Here is a 16,856-nt window from a genome sequence, read left to right as displayed (position 1 = left end):
TCCGCCGCCATCCGGCATTGGCGCCACATGATTGCCGGATGGCGGCGCTACCGCATCTTATCCGGCCAACGGGGGCACAACTTCGTACTTATTAGCCGTAGCGGAACTCCACGCCAAACGTCCCGCGCGGGTATTCCCATTTTTCCAGCGCCGTATCAAGGCCGAGGATCCGGCACGTTCCGCACTCCAGGCACCCGGCGTAATCAAAACGAACGCTGCCGTCGTCCTGCTTTTTATACAGTCCCGCCGGACAGGCCTTAATCAGCACCTCCAGCGCCTGTTTATCAGGATCGGTTTTGAGAATGATGTGCGGGCTGTCTTCATCCACATTGAACTTATTGACGCCCAGTTTGACGTCCACATTAACGGGAGATGTCATAATACGGTCACTCCTTTCAGGCCATCTTTCATCAGGTTGATGAAGCCCACTTTCTTCGCATGGCGCAGGATTTTTTTACGCATGGGCACCGGCGCGGAGCCATCCACGGTGAACAGGTCGCGCGCGATATTGACCGCCATTTCGGGATAAGCGGTAAACATGCGGGGATTATCAAGAAAAGCCGGCAGTTTCTGGTACATACGCATATCGCGCATCGGACCTTCGTCCAGATGCTGACGGTATTCCCCCAGCGATTGCTTGCTAAAATCGTCGCGCTTCATCGCCGAAAGCACCGTCTTCGCCGCCGCTTCGCCTGCGGATATGGCGAGATCCATACCACGGATGGTAAAGCCGAGGTTCATACACATGCCGGCAGCATCCCCGGCAATCAGTACGCCATCGCCCACCAGTTCAGGCTGCATATTCATTCCCGCCTCGGGTACAACGTGTGCGGCATATTCCACCAGCTTGCCACCGGCGATCAGCGGCGCAACTGCCGGATGCTGTTTGAAATCTTCCAGCATTTGCGGGACCGATTTTTTCGCGTCTTTCAGATGATGAAGTCCACAGACCAGCCCCAGGGAAAGGGTTGTTTCATTCGTATACAGGAAGCCACCGCCCATCAGACCATCGGTCGGCGCTCCGGCAAACAGACAGGCGGCACCTTCGTTGCCCTGTAACTGGAAACGATCTTCAATGACCGACTTCGGCAATTCGATCAGTTCCTTCACGCCGACAGCAACATGCGATGCCTCAACGCGTTTGGCCATGCCCAGCTTTTCAGCCAGCAGAGAATTCACCCCGTCAGCGAGGATTACGACTTTGGCTTCCAGAATATCGCCATCGGCTTCCACACCCACGACTCTGCCATCACGCTGAACGACGTTATCGACGCGAATACCGGTGATCAGTTGCGCCCCCGCCTCTTCGGCCTGCTCCATCAGCCAGGCGTCAAATTTACTGCGCAAAACGGAATAAGAAACCTGCGACGATGCGGCGTCCTCGCCGTTGCAATAATCCATCGTCATCGCCCCTTTGTCGGTCATAAAGGCGAGTTTTTCGTGGGTGATCATGCGTTCAATGGGGGCCTGATCCGCAAAGCCGGGAATGATGCGTTCCAGGCTATGTGCATACAAGCGCCCACCGGTGACATTCTTCGCGCCAGCAGAATTGCCGCGCTCGATAACCAGCACCTGTGCACCTTCGCGAGCAAGCACCAGCGCCGCAACCGAACCGGCCAGACCTGCACCCACGATGATGGCATCAAAGATATCTTCGGACATACGTACTCCTGTCAGCGGCAGGATACCTTCGCATCCTGCCCGAAATGGTTTATCGCGCTAAGGCAGCCGTCAGCGCAGGCAGGATCTTCAGCGCATCGCCAACGATGCCAAAATCCGCATACTGGAAGATTGGCGCGTTTTTATCTTTGTTGATGGCGAAAATCGTCTGCGCGCCGTTGGCGCCGACCATGTGTTGGATCTGCCCGGAGATCCCCACCGCCAGATACAGTTCAGGCTTGAGCATCAGGTTGGAGATACCGACGTAGCGCTCGTGCTCCATCCACTTCTCGTTTTCCGCCACCGGGCGAGAACAGGCCAGCTCGGCGCCAATCGTCTGGCACAGCGCTTCGGCCAGCGAGATATTCTCTTTGCTGCCGATGCCGCGTCCCACGCTGACCACCAGACGCGCTTTGTCGAGGTCAACGCTGTTGCTCTGACGCGCCTGGGTTGCGGTGCGGGTCACGGCAGTGGCCGGAGCCTGCCACTGCACGGTGTGCATCTCGCCGCTGCGGGAAGCATCCGGTTGTTGTGCGTCAAACGTTCCGCTGCTGAGTGTGATCACGGCAAACGGCGAAGCGATGGTCTCTGCCCCTATCGCCAGACCGCCGTAGACCATATGTTTAACCGCCGCTTTTCCATCCTGCAGGGCGACGTCGCTGGCGTCGTTGGAAACCGCAGCCGACAAGCGATAGCCCAGCTTTGCCGCCAACAGCTTGCCCCGACGCGTATTCGGCAGCAGCACCGCGCCGCCCTCGCTATGCTGACGAATAGTCTCAGCCATCGCAGCAGCGTAGTCTTCGATCATGCGGTCTTCTGGTTTGCCGCTGAGCAGCCAGACATGATCCGCGCCTAAGTGACATGCTGTCGCGCTATCCGCTTCGTTCAGTACGAACGCGTTAACTTTTTCACCTACAGCCTGCGCGCCACTCATCAGTTCGGGCAGACGAGAAGGGGTATCGCTGAATACCCAGACACTGGAAAATTTGTTCATAACATCCCCTGATAATTAAATGATTTTGCGCAGATTCTCGACAAACGCGGCGATTTGTTCTTCACCTTCACCTTCACCTTCAATCACCACACGCTGACGCTCGCGCTGCTTCGGTGCGGCAACCTGTTGTGCGGAATACGCGGGTACGCTGTTCAGCCCGATATCCGCAGGCGACCAGACCTGAACCGGTTTTTTCGCCGCGCCAAGAATGGCTTTCATCGAAGGGATTTGTGGGGTGTTAATGTCGGTGGAAACCGCGATCACCGCCGGGAGCGGGATGCTCAGCGTTTCAACTTCATCTTCCAGTTCGCGTTCTACCGTCAATGTGCTGTCGGTAAGAGAGAGGATCTTACTCACGCCGTTAATCGCCGGAATGTTCAACGCTTCGCCCACCAGCAAACCAACCTGCTGAGCATAAAGATCGGAAGAACCGTCGCCGCAGATAAGTAGATCGAAACCTGATTTTTGCGCGGCAGCGGCCAGCGCGGCAGCGGTGTGTTGCGGCAGCGCCTGCTCAAATTGATCGTCAATGACCACAATCAGTTCATCAGGGCCACGAGAGAGGACATCTTTGCGCCCTTTTGCATTAGTCAGCGCTTTGCCGCCAACGCTCATGGCGACAACCTGAGCGTCTCCCAACTGCTGTTTTAACTGGCAAGCAGCTTCAATTGCATTCAGATCATATTGGCTGATTTTGCTATCCGCTTTGCTGAAATCGAGTGTTCCGTCAGCATTATTAATCGCAATATCCTGCTCATCAGGTACGCATTTGTAGCAAGTAATTATCTTCATTGCATCTCCAGAAATCATGAAGGAAACGTATTTATATCGGCGGTGTTAAATACAGATATCACGCTCTTTAATTCGGAAATAAAACCTTAATCACCAATATTGAAAATGTCACACATTGATATTCGTAACTTTCAATAGTGTTACGCACCTCACCAATATTGAAAGAAATATGCCAAATATGAAAATTTTCAATATTGTTTGCTGGCTCAACAATATTGAACGTCAGATACTTAAAAAAGTTAAAAAACCACAACCAACAAATTGATAAATAAAGCAAAAATCAAAATTTAGACACAAAATAATCAACGCAAAAAAGTGTGACGAAGATAACAGAATCACCCGAAGTGAATACCCATCATGAGTTACTCATTGAGGCGTCCCAGAGGTTAAAAACTTATCAACAAATCATTAATAATAAATAAACAAACGTTCATGGACTGGCACGCTAAATAAATTTCGTTTTCACACTGGAATTCACTTATGAAAAATGAAAAGAAAAAATCGGGAATTGAACCGAAGGTTTTTTTTCCGCCATTAATAATTGTCGGGATACTTTGCTGGCTAACAGTCAGAGATCTTGATGCCGCTAACGTCGTTATTAATGCGGTATTCAGTTATGTCACCAACGTCTGGGGTTGGGCATTTGAATGGTATATGGTCGTCATGCTCTTCGGCTGGTTCTGGCTGGTTTTTGGCCCCTATGCCAAAAAGAGATTAGGTGACGAAAAACCGGAGTTTAGCACCGCCAGCTGGATTTTCATGATGTTCGCCTCCTGTACATCCGCTGCGGTTCTGTTCTGGGGCTCTATTGAGATCTACTACTATATCTCCACCCCGCCGTTCGGCCTGGAACCAAACTCCACCGGCGCGAAAGAGATAGGTCTGGCGTACAGCCTGTTCCACTGGGGGCCGCTACCGTGGGCAACCTATAGCTTCCTTTCCGTGGCCTTCGCCTACTTCTTCTTTGTACGCAAGATGGATGTCATCCGTCCCAGCTCCACGCTGGTACCGCTCGTCGGTGAAAAGCATGCGAAAGGGTTGTTCGGTACCATCGTCGATAACTTCTACCTGGTGGCGCTGATCTTCGCGATGGGCACCAGTCTCGGTCTGGCTACCCCGCTGGTCACCGAGTGTATGCAATGGCTGTTCGGTATTCCGCATACGCTGCAATTGGATGCCATCATCATTACCTGCTGGATCATTCTGAACGCGATTTGCGTGGCCTGCGGCCTGCAAAAAGGGGTCAGAATCGCCAGCGATGTGCGTAGCTACCTGAGCTTCCTGATGCTCGGCTGGGTGTTTATCGTCAGCGGCGCCAGCTTCATCATGAACTACTTCACCGACTCCGTCGGGATGCTGTTAATGCACCTGCCACGGATGCTGTTCTATACCGACGCCATCGGTAAAGGCGGCTTCCCGCAGGGCTGGACCGTTTTCTACTGGGCGTGGTGGGTTATTTACGCCATCCAGATGAGTATCTTCCTGGCCCGTATTTCCCGTGGTCGTACCGTACGTGAACTGTGCTTCGGGATGGTGATGGGTCTGACCGCGTCTACCTGGATCCTGTGGACAGTGCTGGGCAGCAACACGCTGCTGCTGATGGATAAAAACATCCTCAACATTCCGCAGTTGATTGAACAACACGGCGTGGCGCGCGCCATTATCGAAACCTGGGCCGCCTTGCCGCTCAGCACCGCCACCATGTGGGGCTTCTTCATCCTCTGCTTTATTGCCACCGTCACGCTGATTAACGCCTGCTCTTACACCCTGGCGATGTCGACCTGTCGTGAAGTTCGCGATGGTGAAGAGCCGCCTCTGTTAGTGCGTATCGGCTGGTCGGTGCTGGTCGGCATCATCGGTATCGTTCTGCTGGCGCTGGGTGGGTTGAAGCCGATTCAGACCGCGATTATCGCCGGAGGATGCCCGCTGTTCTTCGTCAACATTATGGTGACGCTGTCCTTTATTAAAGACGCCAAAGTGCACTGGAAAGACAAGTAATTCTTATTAACCCAATTGATCAAGAGGCTGAAAGATGGATTTCAACTTAAATGACGAACAGGAGCTGTTTGTCGCCGGTATTCGCGAACTGATGGCCAGTGAGAACTGGGAAGCTTATTTTGCCGAGTGCGATCGTGACAGCGTCTACCCTGAGCGTTTTGTAAAAGCGCTGGCGGATATGGGTATTGATAGCCTGCTGATCCCGGAAGAACACGGCGGTCTGGAAGCGGGTTTTGTTACCGTCGCCGCCGTCTGGATGGAACTGGGACGTCTTGGCGCGCCAACTTACGTGTTGTACCAATTGCCGGGAGGTTTTAACACTTTCCTGCGTGAAGGGACTCAGGAGCAAATTGATAAAATCATGGCCTTCCGGGGCACCGGTAAGCAGATGTGGAACTCTGCTATCACCGAACCGGGAGCGGGATCGGATGTTGGTAGTCTGAAAACCACTTATACACGCAAAAATGGTAAGGTTTATCTCAATGGCAGTAAGTGCTTTATCACCAGTAGCGCCTATACCCCGTACATCGTGGTCATGGCGAGAGACGGTGCATCGCCGGATAAACCGGTTTACACCGAGTGGTTTGTGGACATGAGCAAAGCGGGTATCAAGGTCAACAAACTGGAGAAACTCGGTCTGCGCATGGATAGCTGCTGTGAAATCACCTTTGATGACGTTGAACTGGACGAAAAAGACATGTTCGGTCGGGAAGGTAACGGCTTCAACCGCGTGAAAGAAGAGTTTGACCATGAGCGCTTCCTCGTCGCGCTGACCAACTACGGTACCGCAATGTGCGCTTTTGAAGACGCGGCGCGTTACGCTAATCAACGCGTGCAGTTTGGTGAAGCTATTGGTCGTTTCCAGCTGATTCAGGAGAAGTTTGCGCATATGGCGATCAAACTGAACTCCATGAAAAATATGCTGCTGGAAGCCGCGTGGAAAGCAGATAACGGCACGATTACCTCCGGCGACGCAGCAATGTGCAAATACTTCTGCGCCAACGCCGCGTTTGAAGTGGTAGACACCGCCATGCAGGTACTGGGAGGTGTTGGTATCGCGGGCAACCACCGCATCACGCGTTTCTGGCGTGACCTGCGCGTTGACCGTGTTTCTGGTGGTTCTGACGAAATGCAGATCCTGACGTTGGGTCGTGCGGTACTCAAGCAATACCGCTAATCGATCCCTTGTAGGCCTGATAAGACGCGGGGCGTCGCCATCAGGCAATCATGCCGGATGGCGCTGTGCTTATCCGGCCTACATACCGCAAAAAATGCCAGGAGAAAAATGATGAATCATTTACCAATGCCAACCTTTGGCCCGCTTGCTGGGGTACGCGTTGTTTTTTCAGGAATCGAAATCGCCGGTCCGTTCGCCGGACAGATGTTCGCCGAGTGGGGCGCTGAGGTTATCTGGATTGAAAACGTCGCATGGGCCGATACCATCCGCGTGCAGCCTAACTATCCGCAGCTCTCACGCCGTAACCTGCACGCCCTGTCGCTGAATATTTTCAAAGATGAAGGCCGGGAAGCGTTTCTGAAGCTGATGGAAACCACCGATATTTTCATTGAAGCCAGTAAAGGTCCGGCCTTTGCCCGCCGCGGTATTACCGATGAAGTGCTGTGGGAACATAACCCGAAACTGGTTATCGCCCACCTTTCCGGCTTCGGCCAGTTTGGTACCGAGGAGTACACCAATCTTCCGGCGTATAACACCATCGCGCAGGCATTCAGTGGTTATCTGATCCAAAACGGCGACGTTGATCAGCCGATGCCAGCCTTCCCGTATACCGCCGATTACTTCTCCGGGATGACCGCGACGACAGCCGCGCTGGCGGCCCTGCACAAAGTACGCGAAACGGGTAAAGGTGAAAGCATCGATATCGCGATGTACGAAGTGATGCTGCGCATGGGTCAGTACTTCATGATGGACTACTTCAACGGCGGCGAAATCTGTCCACGTATGACGAAAGGGAAAGACCCCTACTACGCCGGTTGCGGCCTGTATAAATGCGCCGATGGTTACATCGTCATGGAGTTGGTCGGCATCACGCAAATCAACGAGTGTTTTAAAGATATTGGCCTGGCCCACATTCTCGGTACGCCAGAAGTTCCGGAAGGCACGCAGCTCATCCATCGCGTGGAATGCCCTTACGGCCCGCTCGTCGAAGAGAAACTGGACGCCTGGCTGGCAGCACATACCATCGCCGACGTTCAGGCGCGTTTTGCTGAGCTGAATATCGCCTGTGCGAAGGTGCTCACCATTCCGGAACTGGAAGGTAATCCGCAGTACGTTGCCCGCGAATCGATTACTCAGTGGCAAACAATGGACGGTCGCACCTGTAAGGGGCCGAACATCATGCCGAAATTTAAAAACAACCCGGGGAAAATCTGGCGTGGCATGCCGTCACACGGCATGGATACCGCCGCCATTCTGAAAAACATTGGTTATAGCGAAGCAGATATTAAGGAACTGGTCGGCAAAGGCCTGGCCAAAGTTGAGGATTAAACGCGATGCGCTAATCGGTTTTCCGGTTAGCGCTCACGCCTGATTTCAGTGGATAAAGCAATATGGATATCGTTGGCGGACAAAACTTACGTCAGATGTGGGACGACCTGGCCGGGGTGTACGGAGATAAAACGGCGTTAATTTTCGAATCCTGTGAGGGAGTCGTTCGGCAGTTTAGCTATGCTTCGCTCAATGAAGAGATTAACCGCACGGCGAACCTTTTTTACTCCTTAGGGATCCGCAAGGGTGATAGGGTCGCGCTGCATCTGGATAACTGTCCGGAATTCATCTTTTGCTGGTTTGGACTGGCAAAAATCGGCGCCATTATGGTGCCGATTAATGCCCGCTTACTGGGCGAAGAAAGCGCCTGGATCCTGCAAAACAGCCAGGTGAGTCTGCTGGTTACCAGCGCCCAGTTTTATCCTATGTACCGTGAAATACGCCAGGACAATAGCACTCCGCTTAATCATATCTGTCTGATTGGCGAGCAGCTTCCGGCTGACGATGGCGTGAGCCACTTTACCCAACTACAAGCACGCCAGTCGGCCACGCTGTGCTATACGCCCGCGTTATCCATTGACGATACGGCGGAAATTCTGTTTACCTCCGGTACCACCTCGCGTCCAAAAGGGGTGGTGATTACCCACTATAACCTGCGTTTTGCAGGCTACTACTCTGCCTGGCAAATCGCCCTGCGCGATGATGACGTGTACATGACGGTGATGCCCGCTTTTCATATCGACTGCCAGTGTACCGCCGCAATGCCAGCCTTTTCCGCCGGCAGCACCTTTGTGCTCCTGGAAAAGTACAGCGCCAGGGCCTTCTGGGATCAGGTACGTAAATATCAGGCGACGGTGACCGAGTGCATTCCGATGATGATCCGCACGCTGATGGTTCAGCCCTCCGCACCAACGGACAGGCAGCATCATCTGCGCGAAGTGATGTTCTATCTCAATCTATCCGCGCAGGAAAAAGACGCCTTTACCGAACGCTTTGGCGTCAGGCTGCTGACCTCCTACGGTATGACTGAAACCATTGTCGGAATTATTGGCGACCGTCCCGGAGACAAACGGCGCTGGCCTTCCATTGGTCGCGTGGGTTTTAGCTATGAAGCTGAAATTCGCGACGATCAAAATCGCCCGCTGCCCGCCGGAGAAATTGGCGAAATCTGTATTAAAGGCATCCCCGGCAAGACTATCTTCAAAGAGTATTACATGCAGCCGGAAGCAACCGCCAGGGCGCTGGAACCAGAGGGCTGGTTACATACCGGTGATTCGGGTTACCAGGATGAGGATGGCTATTTCTATTTTGTCGACAGACGCTGCAACATGATTAAACGTGGCGGAGAAAATGTCTCCTGCGTCGAGCTGGAAAATATTATTTCTGCACATCCGAAAATTCAGGACATTGTGGTGGTCGGTATTAAAGATGCGATCCGTGATGAAGCCATTAAAGCGTTTATCGTCCTTAATGAAGGTGAAACATTAAGCGAGGCCGAGTTTTTCAGCTTCTGCGAAAACAATATGGCGAAATTCAAGGTTCCCTCTTTTATGGAGATCAGAACTGACCTGCCGCGCAACTGTTCAGGAAAAATAATCAAAAAAAATCTGAAATAAACCTTCCGGCAGGAATCCCTCCCGCCGGAAAACTATTTATCTGGAGATGAACTATGAGTGAGTCATTACATCTGACCCGTAACGGCCCGATCCTGGAAATTACCCTCGACCGACCTAAAGCGAATGCCATTGACGCCAAAACCAGCTTTGCAATGGGTGAAGCTTTTCTTAATTTCCGTGACGATCCGGAATTACGCGTAGCAATCATTACCGGCGGCGGTGAGAAATTCTTTTCTGCTGGCTGGGACTTAAAAGCGGCAGCGGAAGGTGAAGCGCCGGATGCCGATTTTGGTCCCGGCGGCTTTGCTGGTTTAACCGAAATATTTGACCTCGATAAGCCGGTTATCGCCGCGGTGAACGGCTACGCGTTTGGCGGCGGTTTTGAGCTGGCGCTGGCGGCAGACTTTATTGTCTGCGCCGAAAACGCCAGCTTCGCGCTGCCGGAAGCAAAGCTCGGCATCGTGCCTGACAGCGGCGGCGTATTGCGTCTGCCTAAGCTGCTGCCACCGGCTATCGTCAACGAAATGGTGATGACCGGCAGACGAATGAGCGCCGAAGAAGCGCTGCGTTGGGGGATCGTGAACCGCGTTGTCAGCCAGAGCGAACTGATGGAGAGCGCGCGCGAACTGGCGCAACAACTGGTCAATAGCGCCCCGCTGGCTATCGCGGCGCTGAAAGAGATTTATCGCGCGACCAGCGAAATGCCGGTAGAAGAAGGCTACCGCTACATCCGCAGCGGCGTACTGAAGCATTATCCGTCGGTACTGCATTCAGAAGATGCGCTCGAAGGACCGCAGGCATTTGCCGAAAAACGCGATCCGGTGTGGAAGGGTCGTTAATGTGACTATGCCGGATGGCGCTTCGCTTATCCGGCCTACAGCACATGCGCAACCGTAGGCCGGATAAGGTGTTTACGCCGCCATCCGGCAAAAAAACCGAGGTACAACCATGAGCTATTACGCCTTTGAAGGACTGATCCCGGTGGTGCACCCGGACGCGTTTGTCCATCCCAGCGCCGTGCTGATTGGCGATGTCATCGTGGGTGCTGGTGTTTATATTGGCCCACTCGCGTCATTGCGTGGGGATTATGGTCGCCTGATCCTGGAGGCAGGATCTAATCTGCAGGATGGCTGCATTATGCATGGCTACTGCGATACCGATACCATCGTGCATGAAAACGGCCATATCGGCCACGGCGCTATTCTACATGGCTGCGTGGTGGGACGGGACGCCCTGGTCGGCATGAATAGCGTCATTATGGACGGCGCAGTGATTGGCGAAGAGAGCATTGTCGCCGCCATGAGTTTTGTCAAAGCCGGATTTCAGGGTGAGGCAAGGCAACTGCTGGTGGGTTCACCGGCGCGCATACTACGCCAGGTTACGGATCAGGAGCTGCACTGGAAACGCCTCAACACCAAAGAATATCAGGATCTTGCGGTCCGCTGTCGAACGGGGTTATCTGAAACGAAGCCGTTAACGCAGGTCGAAGAAAACCGACCGCGCCTGAAAGGCACGACGGACGTGAAGCCAAAATCAGCACAGTAATTGATGCCGGATGCGCTCACGCTTATCCGGCCTACGCGTCAATTACCGTTTACCCCGCCAGCAGGTAAACAGACAATTATCGACGCATACTCTTGGAGAGCATCATCTGCCATTTCTGCTCACGGTTTAGCTCTGTGGGGGGAACGGCAGACAGTCGCGGCGCTTTCGCCACGCTCACTTTTCTTTCCTGCAAATTATGATTCAATCGGCGATAGAGTTGAGAGTCGATACTCACGACTTTCACCAGACGCTGGCACTGGCAGCCTCGTCCTGCAATCTGGTTAGGGATCATCTTCACTTCACAAACAATTTCTCCCACTTCTGACAGAATATAGGAGAGCGTATTAATTGCTTTGCAGTGTTCAATATCAAATTGACGGGAAATCTCCCTGGCCGTGATCCATCGGTTCTCTGCCATCATCCAGTCAGCAATTAACAAATAAAGCGGTCTTTCAACATATTTTTCACACATAAGCACACCATTTCACAAATTAAAAATCTGGCTACGGCCTGTCCAAACTAATAAAAACTAAGCCATATTAAAATTGTGGATATGCAAGATAGTATGCGACTTAAATATTGATTAGTGTGAGCAATATCGTGCTTATTACATAGAAAATGTGGTTACGGAAACGGACTTCTCCAGGAATGACCTTACGCAAGATAAAAAAAGGGTTTCTTTACAGAAACCCTTTCAGAATTATATTACAGGTCCGGTTAGAGCAATATCCACCGGACTCTTTATTTACGACTTTTTGATCTGCGCGTGCATTTCCTGCACCGAGGTTACCTTCTCGGTGGCATCGGCATTGAGCGCCATCGTCGTTGCAAAACCGCCGTTCAGCGTGGTGTCATAATGCACTTTATACTGCAGCGCGCTACGACGAATCACCCTGGAGTCTTCAATCGCGCGGCGGCCTGCGGTGGTATTGATGATATAGGTATATTCGCCATTCTTGATGCGGTCCTGAATGTGCGGACGACCTTCGTGCACCTTGTTCACCAGACGCGGGTTGATACCGGCTTCGCCCAGCACAATCGCCGTACCGTGAGTGGCATCCAGCTCAAAGCCCTGTTTCAGCAGCTTGGCCGCGAGATCCACCACGCGCTCTTTGTCGCCTTCGCGAACGGAGAGCAGCGCACGGCCCTGTTTCTTCATCGTGGAGTTACTGCCCAACTGTGCCTTGGCGAACGCTTCCGCGAAGGTACGACCGACGCCCATCACTTCCCCGGTAGAGCGCATTTCTGGCCCTAACAGCGGGTCAACGCCGGGGAATTTGTTGAACGGCAGCACCACTTCTTTCACCGAGTAGTACGGCGGGATAATTTCTTGGGTCACGCCCTGCTCGGTCAGCGATTTGCCGGCCATCACGCGCGCCGCTACTTTCGCCAGCGGCACGCCGGTGGCTTTGGAGACGAACGGTACGGTACGCGCCGCACGCGGGTTGACTTCAATCAGATAGACTTCGTTGTCTTTCACCGCAAACTGCACGTTCATCAGGCCGCGCACCTGCAACTCGAAAGCCAGCTTCTGCACCTGCTGGCGCATCACGTCCTGAATTTCCTGGCTCAGCGTGTAGGCTGGCAGGGAACAGGCGGAGTCGCCGGAGTGTACGCCAGCCTGCTCAATGTGCTCCATAATGCCGCCAATCAGCACCATTTCGCCGTCGCAGATAGCGTCCACGTCCACTTCAACCGCATCATCAAGGAAGCGGTCCAGCAGTACCGGCGCATCGTTAGAGACGCTGACTGCGGTCTGGAAGTAGCGACGCAGGTCGGCTTCGTCGTAGACAATTTCCATCGCCCGACCGCCCAGCACGTAAGAAGGACGTACTACCAGCGGGTAGCCGATCTCTTTCGCTTTTTCGACAGCCTGTTCAATGGCGGTGACGGTGGCGTTGGCCGGTTGCTTCAGCTTCAGACGGTCAACCGCATGCTGGAAGCGTTCACGGTCTTCCGCGCGGTCGATGGCGTCCGGGCTGGTGCCGATAACCGGCACGCCTGCCGCTTCCAGCGCGCGCGCCAGCTTCAGCGGCGTCTGGCCACCATACTGTACAATCACGCCTTTCGGCTTCTCGATACGCACGATTTCCAGCACGTCTTCCAGCGTCACCGGCTCGAAGTACAGACGGTCGGAAGTGTCGTAGTCGGTGGAGACGGTTTCCGGGTTACAGTTGACCATGATGGTCTCGTAACCGTCTTCGCGCAGCGCCAGCGAGGCATGGACGCAGCAGTAGTCAAACTCAATGCCCTGGCCGATACGGTTCGGGCCGCCGCCGAGGACCATGATTTTATCGCGATCAACGGACGGGTTCGCTTCGCACTCATCTTCATAAGTGGAGTACATGTAGGCGGTATCGGTGGCGAATTCCGCCGCGCAGGTATCCACGCGTTTGTAGACCGGATGCAGGTCATACTGGTCGCGTAGCTTGCGGATTTCCGCCTCGCGCACGCCCGCCAGTTTCGCCAGACGCGCATCGGCAAACCCTTTGCGCTTGAGCTGACGCAGGAAGTCGGCGTTGAGGCCAGTAATCCCGACTTCAGCCACTTTCTCTTCCAGACGCACCAGCTCTTCAATTTGCACCAGGAACCAGCGGTCGATGTTGGTTAGGTTGAACACGCCATCCACAGACAAGCCTGCGCGGAAAGCATCGGCGATGTACCAGATACGCTCGGCGCCCGCGTCTTTCAGCTCGCGGCGGATTTTGGTCAGCGCTTCCGGGTCGTCGAGGCTGACTTTCGGGTCGAAGCCGGTAGCGCCCACTTCCAGGCCGCGCAGCGCTTTTTGCAGGGATTCCTGCTGCGTGCGGCCAATCGCCATCACTTCACCAACCGATTTCATCTGGGTGGTCAGACGGTCGTTGGCACCGGCAAATTTCTCGAAGTTAAAGCGCGGAATTTTAGTAACTACATAGTCGATGGACGGCTCGAAGGAGGCCGGAGTACGCCCGCCGGTGATGTCGTTCATCAGTTCGTCAAGGGTGTAACCCACCGCCAGTTTGGCGGCCACTTTGGCAATCGGGAAACCGGTGGCTTTCGACGCCAGCGCCGAGGAGCGGGAGACGCGCGGGTTCATTTCGATAACGATCAGACGACCGTTTTTCGGGTTCACTGCGAACTGGACGTTAGAACCGCCGGTTTCGACGCCGATTTCACGCAGTACCGCCATCGAGGCGTTACGCATGATTTGGTATTCTTTGTCGGTCAGCGTCTGTGCCGGGGCCACGGTGATCGAGTCCCCAGTATGGATACCCATTGCGTCGAAGTTTTCGATAGAGCAGACGATGATGCAGTTGTCGTTTTTATCACGCACCACTTCCATCTCGTACTCTTTCCAGCCGATCAGCGATTCATCAATCAGCAGCTCGTTGGTTGGCGAGAGGTCCAGACCGCGTTCGCAGATTTCTTCGAACTCTTCACGGTTGTAAGCGATACCGCCGCCGGTGCCACCCATGGTAAAGGACGGACGAATAATGCACGGGAAGCCCACGTCAGCGGCAACCGCCAGCGCTTCTTCCATAGTGTGCGCGATACCGGAACGCGCGGTGTCGAGACCAATTTTCTTCATCGCGATATCGAAGCGACGACGGTCTTCGGCTTTATCAATGGCGTCGGCGGTGGCGCCAATCATGGTGACGCCGAACTCTTCGAGCACGCCCTGCCGCTCCAGCTCCAGCGCGCAGTTCAGCGCTGTCTGGCCGCCCATGGTCGGCAGCACCGCATCCGGACGCTCTTTTTCAATGATTTTGCGCACCACTTCCCAGTGAATCGGCTCGATGTAGGTGGCATCGGCCATTTCCGGGTCGGTCATGATGGTGGCCGGGTTGGAGTTCACCAGAATGACGCGGTAACCCTCTTCGCGCAGCGCTTTACACGCCTGAGCGCCGGAGTAGTCAAACTCACACGCCTGACCGATAACAATCGGGCCCGCGCCCAGAATCAGGATGCTTTTTATATCTGTACGTTTTGGCATGGCTCTTATTACTCCTGATTATTTCGCGGACTGACGGTATTGCTCAATAAGCTCGATAAAGTGGTCGAACAGCGGTGCAGCATCGTGCGGACCGGGGCTGGCTTCCGGGTGGCCCTGGAAGCTGAACGCCGGTTTATCGGTACGGTGAATGCCCTGCAGGGTGCCGTCGAACAGCGACTTGTGGGTCACGCGCAGGTTGGCTGGCAGCGAGTCTTCATCCACCGCAAAGCCGTGGTTCTGCGCGGTGATCATCACCACGTTTCTGTCCATATCTTTTACCGGATGGTTGCCGCCGTGATGGCCGAACTTCATCTTAACGGTCTTCGCACCGCTCGCCAGCGCCAGCAGTTGATGGCCGAGGCAGATGCCAAATAGCGGAATGTCGGTCTGGAGGAATTTCTTAATCGCCTCGATGGCGTAGTCGCACGGCGCCGGGTCGCCAGGGCCGTTCGACAGGAAGATGCCGTCCGGGTTCATTTTCAGCACCTCTTCAGCAGAGGTCTGCGCTGGCACCACCGTCAGGCGGCAGCCGCGATCCACCAGCATACGCAGGATGTTGCGCTTGGCGCCAAAATCGTAGGCCACCACGTGGAACGGCAGGTCATCCTCAGATTTCGCTTCCGGTAAACCGTCTTTCAGCGTCCAGCTCCCCTGCGTCCAGCGGTAGGTTTCCGCCGTGGTCACTTCTTTCGCCAGATCCATACCGTTCAGTCCAGGAAATGCTTTCGCTTTTTCCAGCGCCAGCTTCGCATCCGGGCTATCGCCTGCAATGATACAGCCGTTCTGTGCACCTTTCTCACGCAGCAGACGCGTCAGCTTGCGGGTATCGATATCAGCAATCGCCACAATGTTATGCCGTTTGAGGTAAGAAGAGAGGTCTTCTGTGTTACGGAAGTTGCTGGCAATCAGCGGCAGGTCGCGAATTACCAGACCTTGTGCATGTACCTGAGAAGATTCTTCATCGGCTTCATTGGTGCCGACATTACCAATATGGGGATAAGTAAGAGTGACGATTTGGCGGGAATAGGAAGGATCAGTGAGGATTTCTTGATAACCGGTCATTGAAGTATTGAAAACGACTTCCCCAACCGCCGAACCCGTTGCCCCAATGGCCCGACCGTGAAACTGGGTTCCGTCTTCCAGAACCAATAGCGCTGACTTAATCAAAACACCCTCCAGAGAATATTCACTCACTTTATTTGCATATTAATTCATTCAGTCAGTATGAAGCAATGCAAATTTGCTTACCCGTGGATTTCTGGCAAACGGCGGCATTCTGAAGTTAAGCCGGATAAAAGTCAACTTAAAGAGGGTGTTTTTTATGTTATTTTGCACATTATAAGTAAGTTATCCTATTTAAGAGGCAAAAAGATCAACTAAGTGACGATAGAAAACGCTTGCGCTTCCTTGAGTTCGAAAAAAGCTGACTGGAACGATAAAAAGTGGACCAAATGGTCAAATTTCACATTAAAACAACAAAAAACAACGATAAAAATTCGTTTAATAGCCATTAATTCTATCAAACGAATAAAAAATTCAAAATTAAGCAAACTAATAAAAAAAATATTTTAAAAATCAATCTGTTATAAAAATAAAAACAAATAAAACACATCAAAAAATCAACAAAAAACAGCAAATTAAGATAATGTAATGAGAATCACAATCGCAATATAAAGGTCTAACTTCTTTTTCTTTAAGACTAGCGCATACGATTGAACCACAACCAGCCTCACTACAGCATAAAAAAGCTAACCTATTGAAACAAAAGAGATA

14 protein-coding genes are annotated in these 16,856 nt (G+C 53.2%); 7 read left to right on the top strand and 7 right to left on the bottom strand.

Annotated elements, in window-relative coordinates; all coding sequences use genetic code 11:
- Positions 1–91: 91 nt before the first annotated feature.
- Genes fixX through NA624_RS05355 form a run of 4 tightly spaced genes read right to left on the bottom strand, consistent with a single transcriptional unit; the run spans position 92 to position 3,445 of the window.
- Complete coding sequence (fixX, locus tag NA624_RS05370) at positions 92–379, bottom strand: ferredoxin-like protein FixX (protein ID WP_000203736.1); 288 nt, start codon at positions 377–379, stop codon at positions 92–94.
- Complete coding sequence (locus tag NA624_RS05365) at positions 376–1,662, bottom strand: FAD-dependent oxidoreductase (RefSeq protein WP_001287767.1); 1,287 nt, start codon at positions 1,660–1,662, stop codon at positions 376–378. The genes fixX and NA624_RS05365 overlap by 4 nt, the downstream gene beginning before the upstream one ends.
- Before the next feature lie 49 nt (positions 1,663–1,711).
- Entirely contained in the window at positions 1,712–2,653 is a 942-nt protein-coding gene (locus tag NA624_RS05360) for an electron transfer flavoprotein subunit alpha/FixB family protein (protein ID WP_001032188.1), read from the bottom strand.
- A 15-nt stretch (positions 2,654–2,668) separates the two neighbouring features.
- Positions 2,669–3,445 (bottom strand): electron transfer flavoprotein FixA, encoded by a 777-nt coding sequence (locus tag NA624_RS05355; protein ID WP_000692181.1) that lies wholly within the window; start codon positions 3,443–3,445, stop codon positions 2,669–2,671.
- Between the two features lie 480 nt (positions 3,446–3,925).
- On the opposite strand from NA624_RS05355, the gene caiT reads away from it, so the two are divergent.
- The 6 genes from caiT (at position 3,926) to caiE (ending at position 11,110) form a co-directional block, all read left to right on the top strand.
- Positions 3,926–5,443: an L-carnitine/gamma-butyrobetaine antiporter gene (gene caiT, locus NA624_RS05350; protein ID WP_000787073.1), complete on the top strand. Its 1,518-nt coding sequence runs from the start codon at positions 3,926–3,928 to the stop codon at positions 5,441–5,443.
- 34 nt (positions 5,444–5,477) lie between these two features.
- Positions 5,478–6,620: a crotonobetainyl-CoA dehydrogenase gene (gene caiA, locus NA624_RS05345; protein WP_000347134.1), complete on the top strand. Its 1,143-nt coding sequence runs from the start codon at positions 5,478–5,480 to the stop codon at positions 6,618–6,620.
- 111 nt (positions 6,621–6,731) lie between these two features.
- Entirely contained in the window at positions 6,732–7,949 is a 1,218-nt protein-coding gene (caiB, locus tag NA624_RS05340; protein ID WP_001016206.1) for an L-carnitine CoA-transferase, read from the top strand.
- A gap of 62 nt (positions 7,950–8,011) precedes the next feature.
- Complete coding sequence (caiC, locus tag NA624_RS05335) at positions 8,012–9,565, top strand: crotonobetaine/carnitine-CoA ligase (RefSeq protein ID WP_000355822.1); 1,554 nt, start codon at positions 8,012–8,014, stop codon at positions 9,563–9,565.
- A 53-nt stretch (positions 9,566–9,618) separates the two neighbouring features.
- Positions 9,619–10,404: a crotonobetainyl-CoA hydratase gene (caiD, locus tag NA624_RS05330; RefSeq protein ID WP_000004378.1), complete on the top strand. Its 786-nt coding sequence runs from the start codon at positions 9,619–9,621 to the stop codon at positions 10,402–10,404.
- 109 nt (positions 10,405–10,513) lie between these two features.
- On the top strand, positions 10,514–11,110 hold the full coding sequence (gene caiE, locus NA624_RS05325; protein ID WP_000122860.1) for a carnitine operon protein CaiE: 597 nt from the start codon (positions 10,514–10,516) through the stop codon (positions 11,108–11,110).
- A 76-nt stretch (positions 11,111–11,186) separates the two neighbouring features.
- On the opposite strand, the gene caiF is transcribed toward caiE, so the two are convergent.
- The 3 genes from caiF to carA form a co-directional block, all read right to left on the bottom strand.
- Positions 11,187–11,582 (bottom strand): carnitine metabolism transcriptional regulator CaiF, encoded by a 396-nt coding sequence (caiF, locus tag NA624_RS05320; protein ID WP_000333324.1) that lies wholly within the window; start codon positions 11,580–11,582, stop codon positions 11,187–11,189.
- Between the two features lie 273 nt (positions 11,583–11,855).
- Entirely contained in the window at positions 11,856–15,083 is a 3,228-nt protein-coding gene (carB, locus tag NA624_RS05315; RefSeq protein ID WP_001126323.1) for a carbamoyl-phosphate synthase large subunit, read from the bottom strand.
- A gap of 18 nt (positions 15,084–15,101) precedes the next feature.
- Positions 15,102–16,250, bottom strand: coding sequence for a glutamine-hydrolyzing carbamoyl-phosphate synthase small subunit (carA, locus tag NA624_RS05310; protein WP_000597273.1), 1,149 nt, complete (start codon positions 16,248–16,250; stop codon positions 15,102–15,104).
- A gap of 213 nt (positions 16,251–16,463) precedes the next feature.
- Here carA and NA624_RS05305 point away from each other — a divergent pair, with 213 nt between their 5' ends.
- Positions 16,464–16,655 carry a hypothetical protein gene (locus NA624_RS05305; RefSeq protein WP_024134580.1) on the top strand — a complete coding sequence of 64 codons (192 nt, stop codon included), beginning with the start codon at positions 16,464–16,466 and terminating at the stop codon, positions 16,653–16,655.
- The last annotated feature ends 201 nt before the right edge of the window (positions 16,656–16,856 follow it).

It is taken from the genome of Salmonella sp. NW38, from assembly GCF_051807745.1.
Lineage (GTDB): Bacteria > Pseudomonadota > Gammaproteobacteria > Enterobacterales > Enterobacteriaceae > Salmonella > Salmonella enterica.
Note: the sequence above shows the minus strand (reverse complement) of the source record. Positions and strands in the feature narration are given on the sequence as shown.